The 20,599-nt window shown below is 61.7% G+C and carries 20 protein-coding genes and 1 tRNA gene; 1 reads left to right on the forward strand and 20 read right to left on the reverse strand.

The features are described 5' to 3' along the window. Window position 1 precedes the first annotated feature (1 nt). The 4 genes from thrC to argS all read right to left on the reverse strand — a co-directional run bounded on the left by thrC (window position 2) and on the right by argS (window position 5,471). Window positions 2-1,078: a threonine synthase gene (thrC, locus tag H0P51_RS20495; protein ID WP_180914718.1), complete on the reverse strand. Its 1,077-nt coding sequence runs from the start codon at window positions 1,076-1,078 to the stop codon at window positions 2-4. Then, window positions 1,075-2,400: a homoserine dehydrogenase gene (locus H0P51_RS20500; protein ID WP_180914719.1), complete on the reverse strand. Its 1,326-nt coding sequence runs from the start codon at window positions 2,398-2,400 to the stop codon at window positions 1,075-1,077. The genes thrC and H0P51_RS20500 overlap by 4 nt, the downstream gene beginning before the upstream one ends. Window positions 2,401-2,403: 3 nt before the next feature. Further along, complete coding sequence (lysA, locus tag H0P51_RS20505) at window positions 2,404-3,738, reverse strand: diaminopimelate decarboxylase (RefSeq protein WP_246398883.1); 1,335 nt, start codon at window positions 3,736-3,738, stop codon at window positions 2,404-2,406. An 80-nt stretch (window positions 3,739-3,818) separates the two neighbouring features. Further along, window positions 3,819-5,471: an arginine--tRNA ligase gene (gene argS / locus H0P51_RS20510; protein WP_180914721.1), complete on the reverse strand. Its 1,653-nt coding sequence runs from the start codon at window positions 5,469-5,471 to the stop codon at window positions 3,819-3,821. A gap of 125 nt (window positions 5,472-5,596) precedes the next feature. Between argS and H0P51_RS20515 the strand changes: the two genes are divergently transcribed. After that, a tRNA-Arg gene (locus H0P51_RS20515) sits at window positions 5,597-5,672 on the forward strand. A gap of 353 nt (window positions 5,673-6,025) precedes the next feature. Here H0P51_RS20515 and H0P51_RS20520 read toward each other — a convergent pair. From H0P51_RS20520 to H0P51_RS20595, 16 genes are all read right to left on the reverse strand, one after another. Then, on the reverse strand, window positions 6,026-6,478 hold the full coding sequence (locus tag H0P51_RS20520) for a hypothetical protein (RefSeq protein ID WP_180914722.1): 453 nt from the start codon (window positions 6,476-6,478) through the stop codon (window positions 6,026-6,028). Window positions 6,479-7,388: 910 nt separating this feature from the next. Beyond that, window positions 7,389-7,574 carry a hypothetical protein gene (locus H0P51_RS20525; RefSeq protein ID WP_180914723.1) on the reverse strand — a complete coding sequence of 62 codons (186 nt, stop codon included), beginning with the start codon at window positions 7,572-7,574 and terminating at the stop codon, window positions 7,389-7,391. Window positions 7,575-7,675: 101 nt separating this feature from the next. Continuing rightward, a complete protein-coding gene (locus tag H0P51_RS20530) occupies window positions 7,676-8,305 on the reverse strand; it encodes a CAP domain-containing protein (protein WP_180914724.1) in 630 nt (209 codons plus the stop codon). A 50-nt stretch (window positions 8,306-8,355) separates the two neighbouring features. Then, the gene (locus tag H0P51_RS20535; RefSeq protein ID WP_180919116.1) at window positions 8,356-8,721 is read right to left on the reverse strand and encodes a DUF732 domain-containing protein; all 366 of its coding nucleotides are present in this window, start codon (window positions 8,719-8,721) and stop codon (window positions 8,356-8,358) included. Window positions 8,722-8,753: 32 nt separating this feature from the next. Further along, complete coding sequence (locus H0P51_RS20540) at window positions 8,754-9,485, reverse strand: hypothetical protein (RefSeq protein WP_246398109.1); 732 nt, start codon at window positions 9,483-9,485, stop codon at window positions 8,754-8,756. After that, window positions 9,482-10,108: a hypothetical protein gene (locus H0P51_RS20545; RefSeq protein ID WP_180914725.1), complete on the reverse strand. Its 627-nt coding sequence runs from the start codon at window positions 10,106-10,108 to the stop codon at window positions 9,482-9,484. The genes H0P51_RS20540 and H0P51_RS20545 overlap by 4 nt, the downstream gene beginning before the upstream one ends. Next, window positions 10,072-11,556 carry an MCE family protein gene (locus H0P51_RS20550; RefSeq protein ID WP_180914726.1) on the reverse strand — a complete coding sequence of 495 codons (1,485 nt, stop codon included), beginning with the start codon at window positions 11,554-11,556 and terminating at the stop codon, window positions 10,072-10,074. Before H0P51_RS20550 ends, H0P51_RS20545 begins: the two co-directional genes overlap by 37 nt. A gap of 1 nt (window position 11,557) precedes the next feature. Beyond that, window positions 11,558-12,688, reverse strand: coding sequence for an MCE family protein (locus tag H0P51_RS20555; RefSeq protein ID WP_180919118.1), 1,131 nt, complete (start codon window positions 12,686-12,688; stop codon window positions 11,558-11,560). 11 nt (window positions 12,689-12,699) lie between these two features. Beyond that, window positions 12,700-13,965: an MCE family protein gene (locus tag H0P51_RS20560; protein WP_425489084.1), complete on the reverse strand. Its 1,266-nt coding sequence runs from the start codon at window positions 13,963-13,965 to the stop codon at window positions 12,700-12,702. A 44-nt stretch (window positions 13,966-14,009) separates the two neighbouring features. Further along, complete coding sequence (locus H0P51_RS20565; RefSeq protein WP_180914727.1) at window positions 14,010-15,341, reverse strand: MCE family protein; 1,332 nt, start codon at window positions 15,339-15,341, stop codon at window positions 14,010-14,012. After that, window positions 15,338-16,366, reverse strand: a complete 1,029-nt coding sequence (locus H0P51_RS20570) for an MCE family protein (RefSeq protein WP_180914728.1) — start codon at window positions 16,364-16,366, stop codon at window positions 15,338-15,340. The genes H0P51_RS20565 and H0P51_RS20570 overlap by 4 nt, the downstream gene beginning before the upstream one ends. Before the next feature lie 34 nt (window positions 16,367-16,400). Continuing rightward, entirely contained in the window at window positions 16,401-17,753 is a 1,353-nt protein-coding gene (locus H0P51_RS20575; RefSeq protein ID WP_180914729.1) for an MCE family protein, read from the reverse strand. 4 nt (window positions 17,754-17,757) lie between these two features. Continuing rightward, window positions 17,758-18,606, reverse strand: a complete 849-nt coding sequence (locus tag H0P51_RS20580; RefSeq protein ID WP_180914730.1) for an ABC transporter permease — start codon at window positions 18,604-18,606, stop codon at window positions 17,758-17,760. Then, complete coding sequence (locus H0P51_RS20585) at window positions 18,603-19,364, reverse strand: MlaE family ABC transporter permease (protein ID WP_180914731.1); 762 nt, start codon at window positions 19,362-19,364, stop codon at window positions 18,603-18,605. The genes H0P51_RS20580 and H0P51_RS20585 overlap by 4 nt, the downstream gene beginning before the upstream one ends. Continuing rightward, entirely contained in the window at window positions 19,361-19,513 is a 153-nt protein-coding gene (locus H0P51_RS20590; protein ID WP_180914732.1) for a hypothetical protein, read from the reverse strand. Before H0P51_RS20590 ends, H0P51_RS20585 begins: the two co-directional genes overlap by 4 nt. Next, on the reverse strand, window positions 19,510-20,256 hold the full coding sequence (locus tag H0P51_RS20595) for a TetR/AcrR family transcriptional regulator (RefSeq protein WP_180914733.1): 747 nt from the start codon (window positions 20,254-20,256) through the stop codon (window positions 19,510-19,512). The genes H0P51_RS20590 and H0P51_RS20595 overlap by 4 nt, the downstream gene beginning before the upstream one ends. Window positions 20,257-20,599 lie beyond the last annotated feature (343 nt).

Raw genomic sequence — 20,599 nt, forward strand, 5'->3', positions numbered from 1 at the left:
GTTACTCGAGCCCGAGTTGCTCGACGACCAGGACCGGATCGACCGGCAGCGCAGCTACTTCCGGCATGTCCCGCAGCGCGGTGTCGGGATCCTTGAGGCCGTTACCGGTCACGGTGCACACCACCGTCGACCCACGGGGTACCCATCCGTCCTCGACGGACTTGAGCAGACCCGCGATGCTGGCCGCTGACGCGGGTTCGACGAAGACGCCTTCGAGGCTGGCGACCAGGTGATAGGCGGCCAGGATCTCGTCGTCGGTGGCGGCCAAAAACCGCCCATCGGACTGCTGTTGGGCTTCAACCGCCGCAGTCCACGACGCGGGGGCACCGATACGGATGGCGGTGGCGATGGTCTCGGGATTGGGCACGGGCTCGCCGCGCACCAACGGTGCCGCGCCGGCCGCCTGGGTACCAAGCATCCGGGGCAGCTTGTCGCAAACCCCATCGCGGTGATACTCGGTGTAGCCCTTCCAATACGCGGTGATATTGCCGGCGTTGCCGACCGGGAGCGCGTGGATGTCGGGTGCGGCGCCGAGCGCGTCGACGATCTCGAACGCCGCCGTCTTCTGCCCCTCGATACGCACCGGGTTAACGGAGTTGACCAGCGAGATAGTCGGGAAGTCGGACGTCATCTTGCGGGCCAGTTCCAGGCAGTCGTCGAAGTTGCCGTCGATCTGGATGATCTTCGCGCCGTGCATGACCGCCTGGGCGAGCTTGCCCATCGCGATCTTGCCCTGCGGAATCAGGACCGCGCAGGTGATTCCAGCCCGGGCGGCGTACGCGGCCGCCGACGCCGACGTGTTACCTGTCGACGCGCACAACACCGCCCGCTGGCCCCGGGCCAGCGCATCGGTGACCGCCATGGTCATACCCCGGTCCTTGAAAGAGCCAGTGGGGTTGAGGCCCTCGACCTTCAAATGAATTGTGCAACCGGTCTTCTCGGATAGCCGGGGAGCCGCGATCAGCGGCGTGCACCCCTCGAGCAGGGTGACCGGAGTCCAGTCGTCTCCGACCGGCAGCCGGTCCCGGTAAGCCGCGATCAGCCCCGGCCAAGGGTGGTGGACGGCCGTGCGGCTCATAGATCGGTTCCTTCCAGTCTCAGCACGCTCGCCACGCTCTGCACGACGTCCAGGTCGGCGAGTGCTTCGACGGTTTCCGACAGGGCGGCGTCGGTCGCGCGGTGGGTGACCACGACGATGCGGGCACCCACCCGTTGACCACCTTGATCGGTCACGCCCTCCTGGCGGACCTCGGCGATGCTCACTTCACGTTTGGCGAATTCGGCTGCCACTGCGGACAACACACCGGGTTTGTCGGCAACATTCATGCTCACGTAGTACCGGGTCTCGATGAAACCCATTGGTGCCACCGGCAGTTGGGCGTACTTGGACTCGCGCGGGCCTCGACTACCCAGCACCCGGTTACGCGCTGCCATCACCAGGTCACCGGTGACCGCCGAGGCGGTGGGAGCGCCTCCGGCGCCTTGCCCGTAGAACATCAGCCGTCCGGCCGCCTCGGCTTCGACCACCACGGCGTTGAACGCGCCGTTGACCGTGGCGAGCGGGTGCGACAATGGCACTAGCGCCGGATACACCCGGGCCGAAACCCGTTGCTGGCCTTCGTCGAGCGTGATGCGCTCGCAAATGGACAGCAGTTTGATGGTGCAGCCCAAGGATTTTGCGGACTCGAAATCCGACGGCGTGATCTTGGTGATGCCCTCGCGATATACGTCGTCGGCGGTCACCCGGGTGTGAAAGGCGATGGAGGCCAGAATGGCGGCTTTGGCGGCTGCGTCATAGCCCTCCACGTCGGCGGTGGGGTCGGCCTCGGCGTAGCCGAGCGCGCTCGCATCGGCCAAGGCCTGCTCATAGTCGGCGCCGGTACTGCCCATCTCCGACAGGATGTAGTTGGTGGTGCCGTTGACAATTCCGGCGACCCGCAGCACCGTGTCTCCGGCCAGCGACTGGGTCAGCGGACGGATCACCGGGATCGCGCCCGCGACCGCCGCCTCGAAGTAGAGGTCGACGGCTTCGCTTTCGGCGGCTGCCGCCAGTTCCCCGCTGGACGTGGACAACAACGCCTTGTTGGCGGTGACGACGGACTTGCCGTGCTGGAGTGCGGCCAGGATCGCCTTACGCGCAGGTTCAACCGGGCCCATCACCTCCACGACAATGTCGACGTCGTCGCGGGTGACAAGTTCGTCGATGTCGTCGGTGAGCAACTCGATGGGCACACCACGGTCAGCGGCCACCCGACGCACCCCGACGCCGCGCAGGACCAGCGGTGCGCCGATGCGGCCAGCCAAATCCTCGGCACTGCGCTCGATGATGCGCACGACCTCGCTGCCCACGACACCCAACCCGAGTACCGCCACGCCTATGGCCTTTTCGTCACCAGGCACAGCTCACCTCACTTCCAGACTCAGCAGATCGTCGAAGGTCTCGCGACGCAGGATCAGCCGGGACTGCCCACCGCGCACGGCTACCACGGCGGGGCGACCCACCATGTTGTATCGGCTCGACAGCGAATAGCAGTAGGCGCCGGTCGCGGCGACCGCGACCAAGTCGCCCGGCCGGATATCGTCGGGTACCCAGGCGTCGCGCACGATGATATCGCCACTCTCGCAATGTTTTCCGACCAGACGAGCCTGCACAGCAGGGGAATCGGACAATCGCGAGACCAGCCGCACATCGTATTGCGCGTCATAGAGCGCGGTGCGGATGTTGTCACTGATGCCGCCGTCGACGCTGACGTAGCGGCGGTGCGCAGTAGCACTTACATCGACGTCCTTGACGGTGCCGACTTCGTAGAGCGTGATGGTGCCCGGCCCGGCGATGGCCCGGCCAGGCTCGACCACCAACCTGGGTGTGGGTAGACCGACGGCGGATGATTCGGCGCTCACAATGGCGCTCAGCTTGGCGGCCAGTTCATGTATCGGCGGCGGGTCGTCGGAGGGCTGGTACGAAATACCAAGTCCGCCACCGAGATCAATGGTGGACACTTGCGCGGTCTTCTCGACACCGAATTCGGCGACGATGTCGCGCAGCAGGCCGATGACGCGGTGCGCGGCGATTTCAAAGCCCGCGACGTCGAAGATCTGCGACCCGATATGGCTGTGCAGGCCAACCAGACGCAGGTGGTCGGTTTCGAACACGCGCCGCACGGCGGCCATCGCGGCACCGCTGGCCACCGACAAACCGAACTTCTGGTCTTCGTGTGCCGTAGAGATGAATTCATGCGTGTGTGCTTCTACACCGACGGTGAGTCGCACGTAGACGTCCTGCACTATTCCGGCCTCGCCGGCGATCGCGTCGAGTCGTTCGATCTCGATCATAGAGTCCAGAACAATATGGCCGACACCTGATTTCACCGCGGTAGTCAGCTCGGCAACCGATTTGTTGTTGCCGTGCAACGCGATTCGTTCGGGCGGGAAGTTCGCGTGCAGCGCGACGGCGAGTTCACCGCCGGTGCAGACGTCCAAAGACAGGCCCTCTTCGGCGATCCAGCGGGCTATCTCGCTGCACAGGAACGCCTTGGCGGCGTAGTGCACGTTCACTCCCCCGCCGAAGGCGGTGGCCGTCTCCCGACAGCGGGAGCGGAAGTCGTCTTCGTCGATGACGAACAACGGAGTCCCGTACTCCTGGGCCAGCTCGGTGACCCCCACCCCGGCGATCTCCGCTACCCCACTGTCATCGCGAGTAGTGTTGCGCGGCCATACATTCGGTGCCAGACGCAACAATTCCTCAGCCGACTGCGGGCGCGGTGGGCTGCTGGCTTGCCGGGCGTCCTCGGCGTACCGGGGACCGGCGGGGTGCACGTTCACATTCTCTCCGGGGCGCTGACTCCGAGGATCGCCAATCCGTTGCCGATGACCTGGCGGGCCGCCTGGCACAACGCCAGCCGTGCGGTGTTCAGGTCGGTGGGCTGTTCGTCGCCTTGCGGCAGGATCCGGCAGGCGTCGTAGAACCGATGGTAGTCGCCCGCGAGATCCTCCAGGTAGCGGCAGACCCGGTGTGGCTCTCGCAGCGAAGCGGCGGTTCTCAGCACCCGAGGGAACTCGCCGATGGTGCGCAGCAGGGTGCCCTCTTTGTCGTGACTGAGCAGTTCAAGGTGACCCGTGTCGGGAATCAGGCCCAGTTCGGCGGCGTTGCGAGCCAGCGCAGATAGCCGGGCATGCGCGTATTGCACATAGTAGACCGGGTTTTCGTTGGACGCCGATGACCATAGAGCGAGGTCGATGTCGATCGGGGTGTCCACTGAGGACCGGATCAGGCTGTAGCGTGCCGCGTCCACGCCGATGGCTTCGACCAGGTCGTCGAGGGTGATCACGGTGCCAGCCCGCTTGCTCATCTTGACCGGCTGGCCGTCACGCACCAGGTTGACCATCTGCCCGATCAGCACCTCGACGGTGGCCGGGTCCTCGCCGAAGGCGGCCGCGGCCGCCTTGAGCCGGGCGATGTAGCCGTGGTGATCGGCCCCCAGCATGTAGATACACAGGTCGAATCCGCGCTGCCGCTTGTCCAGGTAGTAAGCAAGGTCGCCGGCGATGTAGGCGGGTTTGCCGTCGCTCTTGACCACGACGCGGTCTTTATCATCGCCAAAGGCACTGCTACGCAACCACGTTGCGCCGTCCTTTTCGTAGATGTTGCCGGTCTCACGGAGCTTGGCGATGGCCTCGTCGACCCGGCCGCTGGTGTGCATGGAGTCTTCATGGGTGTAGACGTCGAAGTCGGTGCCGAACTCGTGCAGCGATTCCTTAATGTGCGCGAACATCAGGTCGACGCCGATCTCGCGGAACGTCTCGTGCATCTCGGCGTCCGGCTCTTGGAGCGCATCGGGCGCCTTCTGCAACACCTGGGCGGCGATGTCGTTGATGTAGGTGCCCGCGTAACCGTCCTCGGGCGGGCGTTCCCCCTTGGCCGCGGCGACCAGCGAGTTGGCGAAACGGTCGATCTGAGCGCCGTGGTCGTTGAAGTAGTACTCGCGGACCACGTCGGCGCCCTGCGTGGTGAGGAGCCGGCCCAGCGCGTCGCCGACCGCGGCCCAGCGGGTACCGCCGATGTGGATCGGGCCGGTGGGGTTGGCCGAAACAAACTCTAGGTTGATCTTTTGATTCTTGAGGTCACCGGAGTGACCATATGCCGACCCGGCGTCGATGACGTCGTTGACGATCTTGGCCTGCGCCGAGGTCTCCAGACGCATGTTGATAAAGCCAGGCCCGGCCACCTCGGCAGCGGCGATGCCATCGGCGTTAGTGAGCGCCTCGGCGAGCCATCCGGCCAGCTCACGCGGGTTTGCGCCGACCTTCTTACCCAACTGCAGGGCCAGGTTGGAAGCGTAGTCCCCGTGCTCGGGGTTGCGCGGGCGCTCCACCGTGACCGTCTGGGGCAGCGCGGACACGTCGAGGTCATGCTCAGCCAGCACCGCCATGGCGGTGATTTTGAGCAGCTCAGCGAGGTCGGCGGGGGTCACGACCGTCCATCCTATTGGCTGACCTGCCTCGGCCCCGAATCCATTACCGGTGGTCGGGCGGTCACCGGGATGCGCTACTCTGGCGAGGCTTGTTCATGCCCTATGGTGCAGCATGTTGATGGTGCGCCCCCGTAGCTCAGGGGATAGAGCGTCTGCCTCCGGAGCAGAAGGCCGCAGGTTCGAATCCTGCCGGGGGCACCACCGTGTATTTGCACTTCAGGAGCTATTTTGAGCCGTTCCCACGATAGCCCTCGTGCGATCTACGTGCGATCTTGGATGCCATTGTCCAGCGCCAGCCAGCGCACACCGGCCAAGCGCCAGCCTGGTGCACACGGACCAGCGCCCCACAGCCAAGCGAATCTCCGCCCAGATCTCACCGATGCCCGTCGCCAAATGTCCTCGCCAACGAAAGCCCACCTCCACAGCAGTGATTCCTGAAGTCAGGCGGGCCGCGTCTGGCCTGCGACGCATACCTGTCGCGTGTATCGGAATGGATGTGTCGGTTGTGCACAGGTCCGCCATGGCGCGCCGGGATAGGGTGAGCGGCGGGAGGACTAACTGCGCTTCGCGGGCTTGCGTCTTGACTTGGCTTTCGTCACTTGCTCGCGAAGCTCCAACAATGCATTAATCTCGTCCGCCAGCGGCTCGTAACTCTGCGGCTGTAGGTCACTGCGCGCGGCCAGTCGACCCATCCAAGACGACATATTGCCCTTGTCTCCCCGTCGGCCCAGTGCGTCCGTCCAGAAGTCCCACTCCGCCTGATTCATCAGCCAGTTATTCGCGTCAATCGGCTGCTCAAGCCAGTAGCGCAGCTCCTGTTCGATCCTGGGGGTTGCCTTCGTCGGGCGCGAGACAGCGTCCGCTGCAAACTTGGTCCAGACGAACGTCCGTTTCTGGCGCAGCCTCCAGAACGCGCTGACTGGCAATCGATCCAGCACCGTCTCGATATCCATCTGGAGGCTCTCGGCGACCGACTTAGATTCTTCGGCCTCGTTGCGGCCTGCCATGCGGCGTCTTCAAGTCGCTGCACTTGGTCGCCGATTACCGCCTCGATGTCTTGACCTACGTCCGAAACCCGATCGATGACATTGTCAATATCGCTGGCCACCATCATCAGGCTGTCCTGCAAGTGAGCCGCCGTTTCGCGGAAGCGCCGGTTGAACTGAACCGCTTCTCGATCCAAGTAAATGTCGAGCATCTCTTGGTCAGTCAGAGGCCTGGTTGACGCATTGAGACGGACCACTCGGCGCCCTTCATTGTCGTAGTGCGGCGGATGCTCTGGCCAAATCTCAAGGCGTAGAAAGGGTTTCGGTGTAGCAACCGCCTCTTCGATAATTCGCAGCCCGACTGGGACGGGGTAAGTGTTCGCGCAGTACTGCTGTATCGCGTCGATGCTCCTGTCAAGGTCGGCGAGTCCGACAATCTTGCCGCTGACAAGCCCAGTGTCGGGATCCTTCACCTCGTCGACGCCGACGAGCAGCGTCACTTTGTCACGATCGCTCGGATCCAGAGCTACCCAGTTCGCGGCCGCCACGAGGACTCGGGGTCTCACCGCGCTGGCGTCTCGTTTGAACTCGAATCGCTCCGTCTCGCCGGACGCGACGAGCAGTGCGCGTGCCGCTTTGCTGACACCCTTGAAGCGCACCGGGGCGATCGGGGACTTCGGGTCCTGAGGGGTTGCCCTGCTCACCGCGACCAATTTACTGGGTCGCGAGACCGTCATCTTGGAACTCATCCCGCTCGTCGTCTAACCAGCGTGCACCCCCTATACGGGTGCACGCTGTGGGTATCCCGCGCGGTGCACGGCCTCTGCCAGCGCAAACACAACCTCATGCGTGCCGTGTGATCCGAGCAGCTAGCCCGTGTCGGATTTGGCTGTCTTTTGGCTGTCAGCGCTCCTGCCGGTATCCGGTTGCTCTAATGTGCTGGATCGAGGACTGAGTAGGGGGTGTTCTCTTGAGCGTGGAAGTAATAGCCGCTGGTGTTGTCGCAGGCGACCCACTCATTAGTTTCGCCGCCCACCAGGTACGGGCAGGGCACGACGGTGCTCGCGAGGACTTTGAACACATGATCGGTCAGGTGTGCAAGGACTCCGGTGCACAAGTCGGTCGATCATAGCTGCGGCGACCACGTCGTCGGAAAGCTTCCCGAATCTGCTTGGAATGCTGGGGTTCGACCCTGAATCCGGTGTTTGGCTTTCGGTCTCAGTTCGGCGGGTACGCGGGAGGCGGATACCGGCCGCGCAGGATCCACGCAAACCAGTCGATGCCGAACTCGACTTCATCGGAGGCGTCGTAATCGGGGTTAGGATCCAGCGGGACGTTGTTGGAACGGTCGCCGAGTGCGCGCGGTGTCGGTGTCGGCGTCGGTGTCTGTGGCTGCCCGTAGACGGCGACAACGACGGTGCGATCGGGGCTGTTTTCTGACCACACCCCGATTTGCGTGTTGGCGCAATCAGACATGATGGCCAAATACTCCGGGCTGGAATGCCATTGGTTGATTAGCTCGATCCCGCTGATAGCCACAGCGGGGTTGATCGCCACGGTTTCTGCTACGTGCCCGTGGTAGCCTGCTGCATTGGCGCGATCTTGTGGGGTAGATGCGTCCGAGCCGATATCGCCGTCGAGGTTGCGGTTGTTCAGCACGTCCTGGCTGTGCCACTGCGCAGCCAACTGCAATTGTGGATTGATCTTGACGTCGTTGGCGCAGCCCGCCTGATGCTGGATGGTGTAGACGTTGGCGACGACGGAGTCGTTGAGTCGCTTGTTGTCAGCATGGGCCAACGGCGTGGCCAGTGTCACACCGGCGGCTAGCGCTGCAGCAATGGGCACCATTGGATTCTTTGAATACGACAGTTGCATAATGGGATTGGTCTTTCTGAACGTCACGGTGCCGGCGGGCGGTAGTAGGCTGCGGAGTTGCGTAGCAGCCAGATCAGGTCGGGACAGAGGAGATTCACCGCATACGAGATCAGGTAATTGGCCGCAAACTCGTCGCTTGGGACAACCTCACTTCTCGTATCGGTCATCACCCGGGCATAGCTATCGCCCCGGCCGACCTTGTCGCAGATGCCGTACCCGTAGTTGACCGCGTCTGCGTGGCCCGGAAAGTCATAGTGCCGCCGAACCATAACGTCGTACACGTATTCCACCTCTGGTGCCGGCGCCGCAGACGCCTGTGGGACCATCGTCGCTGTTATGGTGCCCGCGATAAGTACCACCGCGAATATCGCCAGCATGCGCGGACTCATTCGAATCTTCACCACGACAAGGCTTCTCAGGCTTATATTGGATCGAATCCGGAAACCAACCATCGACCGCCTGCCTTCTCGAGGGTGACCCGTACCCGCGACGCAGTGCTGGTGGGTGGATCAGCGCCAACCGTGATCGTCTGGTTGACGAACACTAAGACAACGGCGTGGTTTGATGACACCGACACCGACGCCGCGGCCGGAACGGTGGCCACTGCAGCGATTTTCTTTTGTTGCGAACCGGGAATCACCACGTCATGAACCAGCGACGTGTAGGCATCTTTGAAGTTGCCGCTCAGTCGATTACGCGCTGCAGTCAGATCACTTTCCACGGTGTCTGGCTTGTAGGACAACATGGCGATGGTGCTGTCAGTGGCAGCGTGGACGGCGTCACTAGTCGCCAGCTGTGCCGCGCGCAGCTCCGAGTCCTGCCATTTCTGATAGCCGGCGGCCAATGCCAGGATCAGCGCAAAGCTAGGGATCACCCCGTAAATAACTAGTCGGCGCCACTGGACGGGGCCGCAGCGCTTACCAGAGTCGCTGGCGTTGACCTTGACGTCACCGGGACTGACCTCACTGTCATCTGCGACGATTTCCGCGTCTCCGGAGTTGGCCTCAACGTCAACGGCGTTGGTGTCATCGTTGGTTTCGAGGGCCTCGGGGAAGCTGGATTCCTCGGTTGCCTTACCGGCTTCGGATTCGACCGAAACATGCACGGCTTTCTTGCCTCGCTGTAGCTGGCGCCGTAGCGCTTGTGCTGTCATGGCACGAACTCCACATTCGCGATTTTGATAGTGCCCCCGACTTTCACTACACTGACCCGCATCCTCCAGGCGCGCGGTTCTTGTTCTGCTACACCCGCATTCGATGTCTTGACGTTTACTGCGACGAGGACTTGCGCTTGTCCGTTGTCGGCGGATTCAAGGCCGGCTTCGATGATGGTCCCCTCAGACTTCGCCTGGGCCTGCTTGACGACCTCAATGAATGGGCCCGACCGCTTCTCGAAGTCGTCGTGGAAACTTCCCGTCGCCGAATCGATGATTCGCCGCACATCGCTTTCAACTTTCGTGTAGTCGATCGTGGTCAGATTCAGTGCGCACTGACGCGCGACTTGGACAAAAGCTTGACGCTGATGCTGGACTTGACGGGCTTCGTAAGCCCGATACCCGAGCGAGCCAATCAGAGCCACTAATGCGGCTATCGCTACGACACCGAACACCAGGGCCGGCCGCATCCCAGAAGGGGCGTCAATACCGGCCCGCCCAACTTCGTGATCGCTGGCCGAGTCGGCATCTTCGTGGCCATCGGGAGAGGCAGACACGGTGTCCGGTACGTCGAATTCCCGCTCAATCAGCTCGTCGGCGGCGGCAAAAGCATTGACTGCCATGTTCGCTCCTTCGGCGCGGTTTGGGACAGGTTGGACTGGTTGTACAGATGTCCGTCAGGGCCGACGTAATTGCCAGTGGCAGGGTCATATTCGGCGGTCGCGAGCGGTGGTGGGGGTGCCCCCGCCGGCGGCGCCAACGATCCTGGTGTCACCGCGTTCGCCGGGGGCATTTGCCCGGGCGGCAATTGGGGTACGTCTTGACCAGTCAGGGTGCCGTTCGGGTCGCCCTTCCAGTTGTAGCCATCGTTGAGCGGCACATAGTTCTCGTCGCTGTCGCACATCTTCGCCGTCGGGGCACGTTTGTCCGGAACGGTCAGGCAGGGGTAGTTCCGCGCGCCGCGGACGTTGAACGGCGAGTCTTGGGGCACACGGCAATACAGATCACCGGGGGCACGTTCGGGGTAATCCTGAAGAGACGCCGCCCGCTGTTGCTGCGGCGGTAGGAATCCGGTGTTGCAGACCGGCGGCAGCCCAAAGTTGAGGTTGAAGTCCAAGAAGATGCCTCGGTAGGCCTGCTTGGTGTTGAGGTTCGCTATGATTGCGGCCTGCAAGTTGGCCACGGCTTGTGGGAAAAGAACGAGCAGCTGTTCCAGGGCGGGCTGATATGCGACGGCCACTTCTCCGATCCCGACGAGATTCGCCAGTAGCAATGGCAGGGTCGGTTGCAGTCTTCGGAAAAGTTGGCGGGCCTCATCAGCGGCCGTACCGCCGTTATGCAGCACTCCGGCCACGGAGGTATCGCTCGAGCGCAGCTCGCCGGTGATGGTGGCCAGGTGGGCTGCCCAGCCCTGGATTGCGTTGGCGCTGTCGGTTTGTGAGTCCAGGATTGGCTTGGTTTGATCGATGAGCATGGTCAGCGAGTCGAGGTTCTTCTCGGCGTCGATGGCGAGTTCGGTAGATCCGGTAACGAGCCGCGACAGTTCGGGACCCAATCCGCCCACCGAGATATAGCTTTCGTCGATCACGGTTTTGAGGTTCTGTTGCGGGATTGCTGCCAACCCACGGTTCGTGGCGTCAAGCACTGTGTCGATATCCGGGGGTATCGATGTGTCCTGGGCCAAGATGACGTCGCCATTCTTCAACGGCGGAGCGTTGCCCGTGCGGGGCAACAGCTCGACGTACTGCTCGCCGATTGCCGAAGTGCTGTGCACCCGCGCCTGCAAATCTGACGGTATGGCGAATTCAGATTTGAGCGTCAACACGGCGTCGACGCCATTGGCGGTGAGGCGCACGCTCTCGATTCGGCCAACTTCGGTGCCGCGGTAGACGACGTTTCCGTGGTAGTACAGTCCACCTGCGCGGGCGAGCTTGAGTGTGACTGTGTAGTGCTCGGAGCCGAAAAGCATGGCCGGCGCGTCGATGTAGCGGAAACACATCACGGCTCCCGACGCCACGGCGATCAACGCAAATAGCGCCAGCTGGATTCTTGTGCGGCGGTCAAGGTTCACGTTAGGACCCCTCATCGCGGTGATAGGGAATGACCAGTGGATTGCCGCCAGTTGCAGGGCTGGGCAGCTGTCCGATCGTGCGGCCCCACTGCATTTCGAGTTCAGTCAAATTCCCTTCCCACCGGGTACCAGTGAAAAAGGAAGTATCGAGGCGACTTAAGGTGAGGTCTACCATCAGGGTGGCGTTCGCGGCGTCGCCGCGGATGAACTTGGTGATATTTTCCTTCGGAAACGGATAGGTCAGGATCAAACTGAGCGCGCGCGTCAAGGCGGGTCCGGCGTTGGCCAGGGATTCCAGCACCGGTCCAAGATCGTTGAATTCCTGCACCAGAGCGTCTTTGGTCTGGCTTACCGAGGTGGCGGCCAATGCGGTGAACTTACCGAGCCGATCAAGCGCATCGGCGAGCCTGAGGCGCTGGTCCTTGAGCACTGCTAAGGCGTCGGGGATAGTGCGCATCGCCTTATCCAGCACGGGTTTTTGGCTGGCGAGTTGACCCACGAGGTTGTTGAGACTGTCGGTGGCTGCGATGATGTCGTTTTTCTGCGCGTTGAGGTGGCCGGCGAATTCATGAAGTTGCTGGATTAAGCTGCGTAGGTCGCTTTCTCGTCCGGCGAATGCGGTCCCCAACGCCTTGGTGATTTCTTGCGCCTTGCCGAGTCCACCGCCGTTGAGCAGGATCGAGGCCACCGACAAAGTTTGTTCGGTCGTGGGATAGGTACCGGCATGCGCCAACGGGATCAGTGATCCGTTGTGGAGCCGACCTTCTGCCGGCATATCGGTCGGAGGGGCGAGCTCGATGTGCAGTGTGCCCAATAGGCTGGTTTGTCCGATTTTCGCGGTGACGTTGGCGGGCAGGTTCACCTCACCATTGAGTTTCATGGTGACCAGGGCATGCCAACCCTGCCGTTCGATCTTGGTGACGTTGCCGACCGTCGCGTCACCGACGCGGACCCGCGAATTGGGTTGAATGTTGGCGACGTTGGGAAGCTGTGCCTGCACCACATAAGCGCCCGGCCCGTTGCCTTGGGTTCCCGGCAGCGGCAGCGAGTTGATGCCCCGCCATTCGCAGCTGGGCAGCACAGTCGCTACGGCAAGCGCGACGGCCAATGCAGCGATCCTATGCCTCAACATGTTCGGGATCATCATCGGCTCCCGGGAATGATCATGCCGCGCAGGCCGTCTGCGGGATTTGTCACCGTTGTTCCGGTTGCTTGTGACGGGCTGACGGCCGTTGCGGGTGAGGCAGCCGGTGGTGCCGGCTGCGCAGTGTCGGGCGCCGGCGGTGCGGGCCGGTAGTCGGGCCGCATCCACGGCTCGCTGTAGGTCACCTCATTGGGTCGGGCCTGCGCGTTGACAAAAAGATTTTCTCCGATTCCAAGGAAGTTGTACTGGCGGTTTTTGATGATCGGCGCCAGGTATTGGACGCATAGCTTTGCTGACTGCTCGCTGTTGAGCCGGGAAGCCGCCTGAACCGCCCCACACAGAAAGGAGATTGGATTGGCGAAGTTATAGACGGACAAGGCGGAGGTGATTGAACCATGGGCCGGCTCATAAATGTTGACCACGTTTTGCAATACGTTGGGCAGGACATGCAGCGACTGCTTGACGTCATCGAGGCTGTCTATGACCGTCGTGGAGACCGAGGCCAATTTTTCGGCTGTAGACCCCACCGCCTCGCGATTGTCTGCCACAAATGCTGCGACGTCGCTGACCGCGGTGTTGAGGTCGGTGACCGCGCGGGAGACCTCGGTAGGGTCATTGGCCAACAGGGCCGTGACCGAAGCCAAGTTTTGGTTCAGCTGACGCATCAAGTCCGCGCTATCATGCAGCGCCGCAACCAATGTCGACAGATTCTTCACAGTGAAGAAGATGTCACCACTATGATCGCCCAAAGCGGAAACAACCTGCGAGAGTTTGATTATCGTGTCGCGGATGTGCGCGCCTTGCCCGCGCAGGTTGCTCGCGGCGGTGTTGATCAGCGCTCCCAGTGGACTGGTCCCGCCGGGCTGGGAGGGTTGCAGGCTGTCGGCGAGTTGCGCCAGTTGTTGGCGCAAGTCGTCGAACTCCATTGGTACCGCCGTGCGGTCTTGGGGTATGACCGCGCCGTCAACAAGTGCCGCGCCGCCGGTGTATGCGGGTGTGAGCTGGATCGCGCGCGACGTGATCAACTTCGGCGACAGGATGACCGCCTTAGCGTCAGCGGGGGCCTTAAAGTTGTCGTTGATCCAGAAGGTGATTTTCGCGCGCTGCGGCTGCGGCTCGATTTTGTCGATCCGACCCACTGGGACGCCGAGGATCACGACATCATCACCGGCGAAAATGCCGTTGCTATTGTCGAAATAGGCGACCACCTGGGTCCGGTGAAAGGTGGGCGCCCACCGCACCACCATCAGTCCCGAAATCAGCATTGTCACCAGCGCCACCGCCAGCGCGATTCGTGCCTTGCGCGATATCACGGTTGCTCCTCAGACGTTGCCGGCGCCGTTGGCCGCGGTGGTGCTTCGCCAGGCGCTGGCACATAAATCGGCGACGGTGTGGGTTCTGGCGTGGAAGCCAGCCCGGGTGGCGCGACGGCCGGAGGCCCCGGGGGTGGACCTCCCGGCGGCGGGGCGGCCAGCGGCTCTCGATAGGGATACCGCGGATCGCCGGGGTTGCCAGTGATCGCGCCGGGCAGCGTCAAATTGGGCGGCCCGCCTTGGCCGGTTCGAGGGTAGGGCACCGGCAGCGGCGGGGTCCCCCGCTGACCGGTCTGCGGGTCGGACCGTTCTGAGGGCAACAACACATGGGGGTCGAGCCCAAGATCGGAGAATGCCGCGTCGACGAAGGGCTGCACGAATTGGCCGGGAAGCAGATTGGCGACATAGCCGTTGAAGAAGGGGCCCGATGACACTGCTTCACCCAATGACATCGCGTAGGAGTTGAGCAGCTTGATCGACTTCTGCACGCGCTCCTTGCGGTTTTCCACGATCGTCAGCACGCTGTTGATTTTTTCCAGCGCAGGTCGTAGCTGGGCACGGTTGTCGGCGACGAATCCCGTTAGTTGACGCGACAACGCGGAAATGTTGCCAGAGATCTGGTCCAATGACGAGCTCTGTGTAAGCAGTTGTGTCAGCAGTGCATTGGCGTTGACAATCAGCGCGGCCACCTGGTCGCTGCGTGGGGCAAGCACCGTGGTTGCCTTTGCTGCGTTGGCCAGCAGGTCACGTAGCTGGGCGTCGCGGTCGTTGAGGGTCTGCGAGATTCGGGCGATACCTTCGATCGCGGTCTTGAGATCCGGCGGGGTGTCTTGAAAAGTCTGCGCCAACGTGGTCAACGATTGGTTAAGCTGATCTGTGTTCAGTCCCTCGATGGTTTGGGCCAAATCACCGAGTGCATCGGGCAATTGATAGGCAGGGGTGGTGCGCTCTGTGGGGATGGGGCTCGATAGCTGCCCCTCCCCGCGCGGGGTGATCTCTAACAGTTTGGCGCCCAGCAGGCTCTTGGCTTTAATCGCCGCCTCTGTGCGATCACCGAGATGGACGTCCTTGTCCACGTTGAACTTGATTAGCACTCGCGCACCATCGAGCGCGACGCTCGTCACTGCCCCGACTCGCAAGCCAGATACTTGAACGTGCGCTCCAGGCGTCAGTCCGCCGGACTCGGCGAAATAAGCGCTGTACTCCCGCTTTTGAAGGCTGAAAAGTGGCAGTTTGTCGTACTGCAGAGCCCCGAAAATGGTTGCGGCAGTTACCGCTGCACTGATCGCACCGATTACTGTCAGATTGCGTTCGGAGAAGGATTTCATCTCGGTGTGCACCGTCCCGTGCTTTGGCCAGCGAGCTTCACATACACCGGCTGCCCTCCCTTGCCATTGAGTTTGAGGACGATGTCGCAGAGGTAGAAAGTGAAGAAGTCTCCGTACATGCCTTGCCGGCCTAGCGCCTGGTAGGCATCGGGCAACGTGTTGAGCAAGTCATCGAAGTAGTCATGGTCGGCAACCACGATGCCGGCGACGCGATCGGATTGTGCCACAGTCTTTTTGATCGCAGGACGGCCGCGCGCAAGTAGGTCAGTAATTGTCGCGGCGGCGGCATTACTGTAGGCCAATGAGTTGGTGATCTCGCCTTTGTGCGACGACAGGGTCTCGACGATGGCGGCAAGGGAGTCGACAGCTTTGTCGAACTGTTTAGCTTGGCCGCCCAGCGATCCCAACACTATGTTGAGATTGACGATCACCTGCCCGATGAGCGCATCGCGGTCGGCCAAAGTGGCAGTAAGTGAGGCGGTTTGGGCGAGAAAGGAGTTGATTGCCGAACCCTGGCCCTGGAATGCCTGAATCAACTGTCCGGTGAGTGCGTTGACTTGTCCAGGATCGAGCGCCCGAAACAGCGGTCGGAAACCACCGATCAACGAATCGAGATCAAGTGCTGGCTCGGTGCGGTTCACCGGAATGGTTTGACCCGGGTTGAGCGTGGTGAGTGGCCCCGCACCTTCTTGCAGTTCCAGGTAGCGATCACCGATGATGTTGTCCCACCGTATGAGTGCTTTGCTGCTGCGGGTGAGCACTACGGTGTCGTCGGCGGAGAAGTTCACGCGCACGGTGTTGTCGGCCTGTATCGCAATGTGCTTGACCTTGCCGACTTCCACGCCGGCGATTCGGACAAAGTCGCCTTGCTTCAACCCGCTCACGTTGGTGAACGTTGCATTATAGGAGTTTTCGTGTTGGAAACGGAATTGCCCAAACGTCATGAACAGGGCGAAAGTGCCTACGGCGCAAACCATGACGAAGATCGCCAAGCGCCACAATGCGCCTACCAATCCGGCTCTCACAGTTTCTGCCCTTCTAGATAGTAGTCAGTCACGGTCATGGTGTCGGAGATTCCGCTGGTAGCGCTGGCACCGCCGGTGGCAGGATTGGTGCGTCTCCGGTTGGTGGATAAAGCGGGGCTCCGTAGGGCGGTGCGCCCAGCGGGGGTGCGGGCCCGGGCGCTGGCCCCGGGATACATTGGCGGATGCTGGGGTGTTGGGGCGCCCCGCGGGTTACCGGGAGAAAATCCACCCAGCAGGGATGGCCAATACCGGGATTGGGCCGGATGTCGAGGCCTGTACCCCACCCTGTGTTAGTGATCAACTGCCGCACCGGATAGGCCTTGGATGCGTCTGGCAGAGACCCGCAACCGGGCTTACCGCCGGGACCGCCTTTGGCCGCGACAATCGGCAGATTGTCGGGGTACTGGTAGGGGTCGTCACCAAGCAACAGAGCAGAATCCAACATTATCGTGCGGCCGTTGCCACCCATTACTTCATAACCGCCGTTGTCCAGCCACCACTTGGCACCCATCAACAGGCAGGTGTATTCCGGGTTGTACTTCATCAACAGATTTGTGGTCGGTTTGAGCACATTAATCGCGTGCACCAAGTTGTCCCGGTTGGGGCCAACGACGTCGATTCCGGCTTGAGATAGCCCGATCACGTTGACCAGCAAGGCATCTAGGTCAGTGGTTTGGTTGGTGATCGTGGCGCTCACAGTACTGGCAGCGTTGAGCGTGGCCAGGATGTCTGGCGCCGCTGCGCTGTAAGCGTCGCTGAACTGCTTGAGGGAGTGCCAGTCGCTTCCCACGGTGTTCATGCGCGGGTTGATCGCCAGCAGCACATGATTGGTCGCCGTGGTGGCTTCACCGATACGTTCGCCGCGCCCACCGACGCCTTCCGCGACGGCGGTGAGAACGGCATTGAGCTTAGCCGGGTCGATCTGGTGCAGCACATCGACCAAGTTCTGAAATACAGTGTTGACTTCTGTACTGACGTTTCGGGAAGCCAGCACTGCCCCGGCCGAAATATGCTGTGGGCTAGGATGATCTGGGTAGATGAGATCCACATATTTAGCTCCGAAAATCGTGGTGGCGCGGATTTCGGAACCCACGTTGGCGGGAATGTATTGGATCTGATCGGGGAATAGCTTCAGCTTCAGGCGAACCTGCTGTTGGCCGCCCTCGACACCGGCGACTTCGCCCACTTGCACGCCACGCAATTTGACCTTGGAACCGGATTCCATCACCAACCCGGCGCGATCGGAGGTGAGTGTCACCGGCACCGACGAAGTCATCGCTCCGACGAAGGACGCCGAACACAACCACAGGAAAAGTGCGATGACCCCCACGAGAATGGTTGTCCACCATGCCGGGTGGATCCGCTGCAGTCTTGCTCTGGACGTCATCGCATTATCCCGACAAGTTGAAGTGCCCAGACTGCCCGTACACGGCCAGCGTGATGAAAACAGTCAGTATGCCCGCCACCACCAGCGAAGTGCGTACCGAACGGCCCACCGCTTCTCCGACACCTGCCGGGCCGCCAGTGGCCGTGAAGCCGTAATAGGTGTGCACCATCATGATGACGATGCCCATCGCCGTTGTGAGCACGAAGGATGAGATCAAGTCTCTTGGATATAAGAAGGTATTGAAATAGTGGTTGTAGACGCCCGTGGACTGCCCATACAAGTCAGTCGTGATAAACCGGGTTGAGAAGAAAGATCCCAACACCGCAAGGCAATACAGCGGAACCACCACTACCACCCCGGCGACGATTCGGGTGGACACCAGATAGCCAATAGAGCGGATGCCCATCGCCTCGAGGGCGTCAATCTCCTCGTTAATTCGCATCGCCCCGAGCTGAGCGGTCGCGCCGGCACCGATGGTGGACGACAGTGCTACTGCGCCGGTGAACGGAGCGACGAGCCTGACGTTGAAATACGCCGACGCAAAGCCCGTCAACGCCTCTACGCCAATGTTTCCGAATTGGTTATAGCCGATCACCGCGGTGACTGCCCCGATGGTGACCGTCAGGAAGCCGACAATGACGACGGTGCCACCGATGACAGCGAGTGCTCCGGTGCCCAATCCCATTTGGGCGATGAGCCGCAACGTCTCGGTTCTGTAACGCAGGAAAACGTCTGCGATTGACGCGAGCGACTCGGCGAAGAACTGTGTTTGCCTGCCGAGGCGGTTCCATGCTGAGAACCACCGCCGGGCACGGTGAGACAGCCTCGGCAACCGCGCGCTTGCAACGGTCATAGGGTCACCTTGACGCTGACGGCAGTAACGACGATGTTGATCGCGAACAACGCCATGAAGGAGTAAACGACCGTTTCGTTGACTGCGTTGCCCACGCCCGCGGGGCCGCCTTTGACCGAAAGTCCTTTGTAGCAAGCGATTAGGCCAGCCGACAAGCCGAACAACATGGCCTTGACGAGCGCAATAAGCACATCGGCAGATCGGGTCAGGAACGTCATTCCCGCGGCGAAGGCGCCCGGCGTGACGTGTTGGACGAATACCGAGAAAAAGAAATCGCCGATGAGCGAGACCAGGATCACCACCGAAGCCAGCATCGTCGCGACAACCGTTGCCGCGAGTACGCGGGGGGCCACCAGTGCTTGAATCGGGTTAATGCCCATGACACGCAGCGCGTCGAGTTCCTCACGGATGGTACGCGCACCCAGGTCGGCACACATCGCGGTCGCGCCCGCTCCCGCGACTACCAAAACCGTTACGATGGGGCCGATTTGAGTAACAGCCGTGTAAGCAGCGGTGATGCCGCAGAAGTCGGCGGCGCCGAACTCTAACAGCAAGATGTTGAAGGTGAAAACCACCAACACGGCGTAGGGCATGGCCAACGTCAGTGTCGGCACAAGGGAAACCCGAGCCACAAACCAGGATTGCAGCACAAACTCGCGCCAAGCGAACGGCCTTCTGGGTAGCACCACCAGCGTATCGAGAGCCATCGCAAAGAATGCGCCCAGCGCCGAAAACGGTCTTGCGGCAAGGGCAATCATCGCTCCTCCTGAATCTTGCAGGACGGGATCTGGCCGGGTGTCTCCACATCCACGAAATGCGGCTTGCGGTTAGCAGTGATGCGCCTTGCGGCGTAACTGAATTCATCGGGCTTGCTATCGACGACAGCGCTGCGGGCAAGGGTGATCATCTGTCGGCCCCGCCCTGTCCACGAAGGGTGGCTTCGAGACGGTCGAGGGTTTCGCGGGCCAAGTCGATCAACTCTTCTGGGCCGTCGACGGTATTGGGGTCCGGCACGGCGAGGCTGCGGACAGCCATGTCTGCGATTTCTGCAGAGATGGTCGCTAAATCACCGTCGCGGTGCCAGAACACAACCCAGTTCATGCCGCCGATGAGGGTAAATGCGGCGGTTCGCGTGTCCACGGGCCGAAACAAGGCCTGTCTCTTGCCGTCTTCGATGATGCTCATGACCGCGCTCAGAGCAGCATTGCGACTTCGCCGATGTCGTTCGGCGAGCTCGCCTGTCAGGCTGCTCTCGTTTTGCAGCAGGATCCGGAAATGCGCGGGATGTGTGCCGACCATCTCGGTCATGGCAACAACGATGGCGCGAAGTTTGTCGACCGGCCCGTGGGCAGAGTCGGCGAGAAGAGCGCCGATTCTCTTATCCGAAATCTCTGCCATGTCGCACACGACGCGCTCCAGCAGCTCGTCTTTGCTGCGGATGTAGTGGTAGAGAGATGGTCGACTCACTCCGAGAGCGTTGGCAATGTCTTGCAATGTCGTCCCGGAAAAGCCCTTGCTGGCAAAAAGCTGGCTCGCTTTTTCGAAGAGTTCTCGTTCAAATAGGTCCCGGCGGGCGGGCGTCGCGGCCGATCCTGTTGAGGCAACGGCCGGCGTGTCCGTCGGCGCCACTTTGTTGACCTGCCGGGTCATTGGGTCACCGTGTCCCTCTGCCGAGAGCAATGATGGAGCGAGACACACAGTGGTCCACAGGGCAGGGGCCAACCGCGGTGCCAGCGGCCGGTGTTCCGCAAATTGATGTTGCTGAGACTGCGGCCAAGACCGAGAAGTGCCCGCCCGAGAGACGCGTGCATGTCTGTGGCGGTGGCGCTTGGAAAAGCCTCGGGCAAAAGGGGTTTCGATGGCGCTGGGAACGGTCGCTGTGGATTCCATGGCGGCCTCGCGCGCAACCGGTGGCGCGGCTCTGCGCCACCCAGAACCCGTCGTTCGATTGTCGACGATGCATGGGAGCGGATTCGAAAGTGCCCACGTGCTT

The organism is Mycobacterium vicinigordonae, assembly GCF_013466425.1.
GTDB classification, from domain to species: Bacteria; Actinomycetota; Actinomycetes; order Mycobacteriales; family Mycobacteriaceae; genus Mycobacterium; species Mycobacterium vicinigordonae.

Coding starts and splice junctions, on each gene's coding strand:
- thrC (WP_180914718.1), bottom strand. CDS start 1,078: ATGAGCCGCACGGCCGTCCACCACCCTTGGCCGGGGCTGATCGCGGCT.
- H0P51_RS20520 (WP_180914722.1), bottom strand. CDS start 6,478: ATGGCAGGCCGCAACGAGGCCGAAGAATCTAAGTCGGTCGCCGAGAGC.
- H0P51_RS20530 (WP_180914724.1), bottom strand. CDS start 8,305: ATGGTGCCCATTGCTGCAGCGCTAGCCGCCGGTGTGACACTGGCCACG.
- H0P51_RS20535 (WP_180919116.1), bottom strand. CDS start 8,721: ATGAGTCCGCGCATGCTGGCGATATTCGCGGTGGTACTTATCGCGGGC.
- H0P51_RS20540 (WP_246398109.1), bottom strand. CDS start 9,485: ATGACAGCACAAGCGCTACGGCGCCAGCTACAGCGAGGCAAGAAAGCC.
- H0P51_RS20545 (WP_180914725.1), bottom strand. CDS start 10,108: ATGGCAGTCAATGCTTTTGCCGCCGCCGACGAGCTGATTGAGCGGGAA.
- H0P51_RS20555 (WP_180919118.1), bottom strand. CDS start 12,688: ATGTTGAGGCATAGGATCGCTGCATTGGCCGTCGCGCTTGCCGTAGCG.
- H0P51_RS20560 (WP_425489084.1), bottom strand. CDS start 13,965: ATGCTGATTTCGGGACTGATGGTGGTGCGGTGGGCGCCCACCTTTCAC.
- H0P51_RS20565 (WP_180914727.1), bottom strand. CDS start 15,341: ATGAAATCCTTCTCCGAACGCAATCTGACAGTAATCGGTGCGATCAGT.
- H0P51_RS20575 (WP_180914729.1), bottom strand. CDS start 17,753: ATGACGTCCAGAGCAAGACTGCAGCGGATCCACCCGGCATGGTGGACA.
- H0P51_RS20580 (WP_180914730.1), bottom strand. CDS start 18,606: ATGACCGTTGCAAGCGCGCGGTTGCCGAGGCTGTCTCACCGTGCCCGG.
- H0P51_RS20585 (WP_180914731.1), bottom strand. CDS start 19,364: ATGATTGCCCTTGCCGCAAGACCGTTTTCGGCGCTGGGCGCATTCTTT.
- H0P51_RS20590 (WP_180914732.1), bottom strand. CDS start 19,513: ATGATCACCCTTGCCCGCAGCGCTGTCGTCGATAGCAAGCCCGATGAA.
- H0P51_RS20595 (WP_180914733.1), bottom strand. CDS start 20,256: ATGACCCGGCAGGTCAACAAAGTGGCGCCGACGGACACGCCGGCCGTT.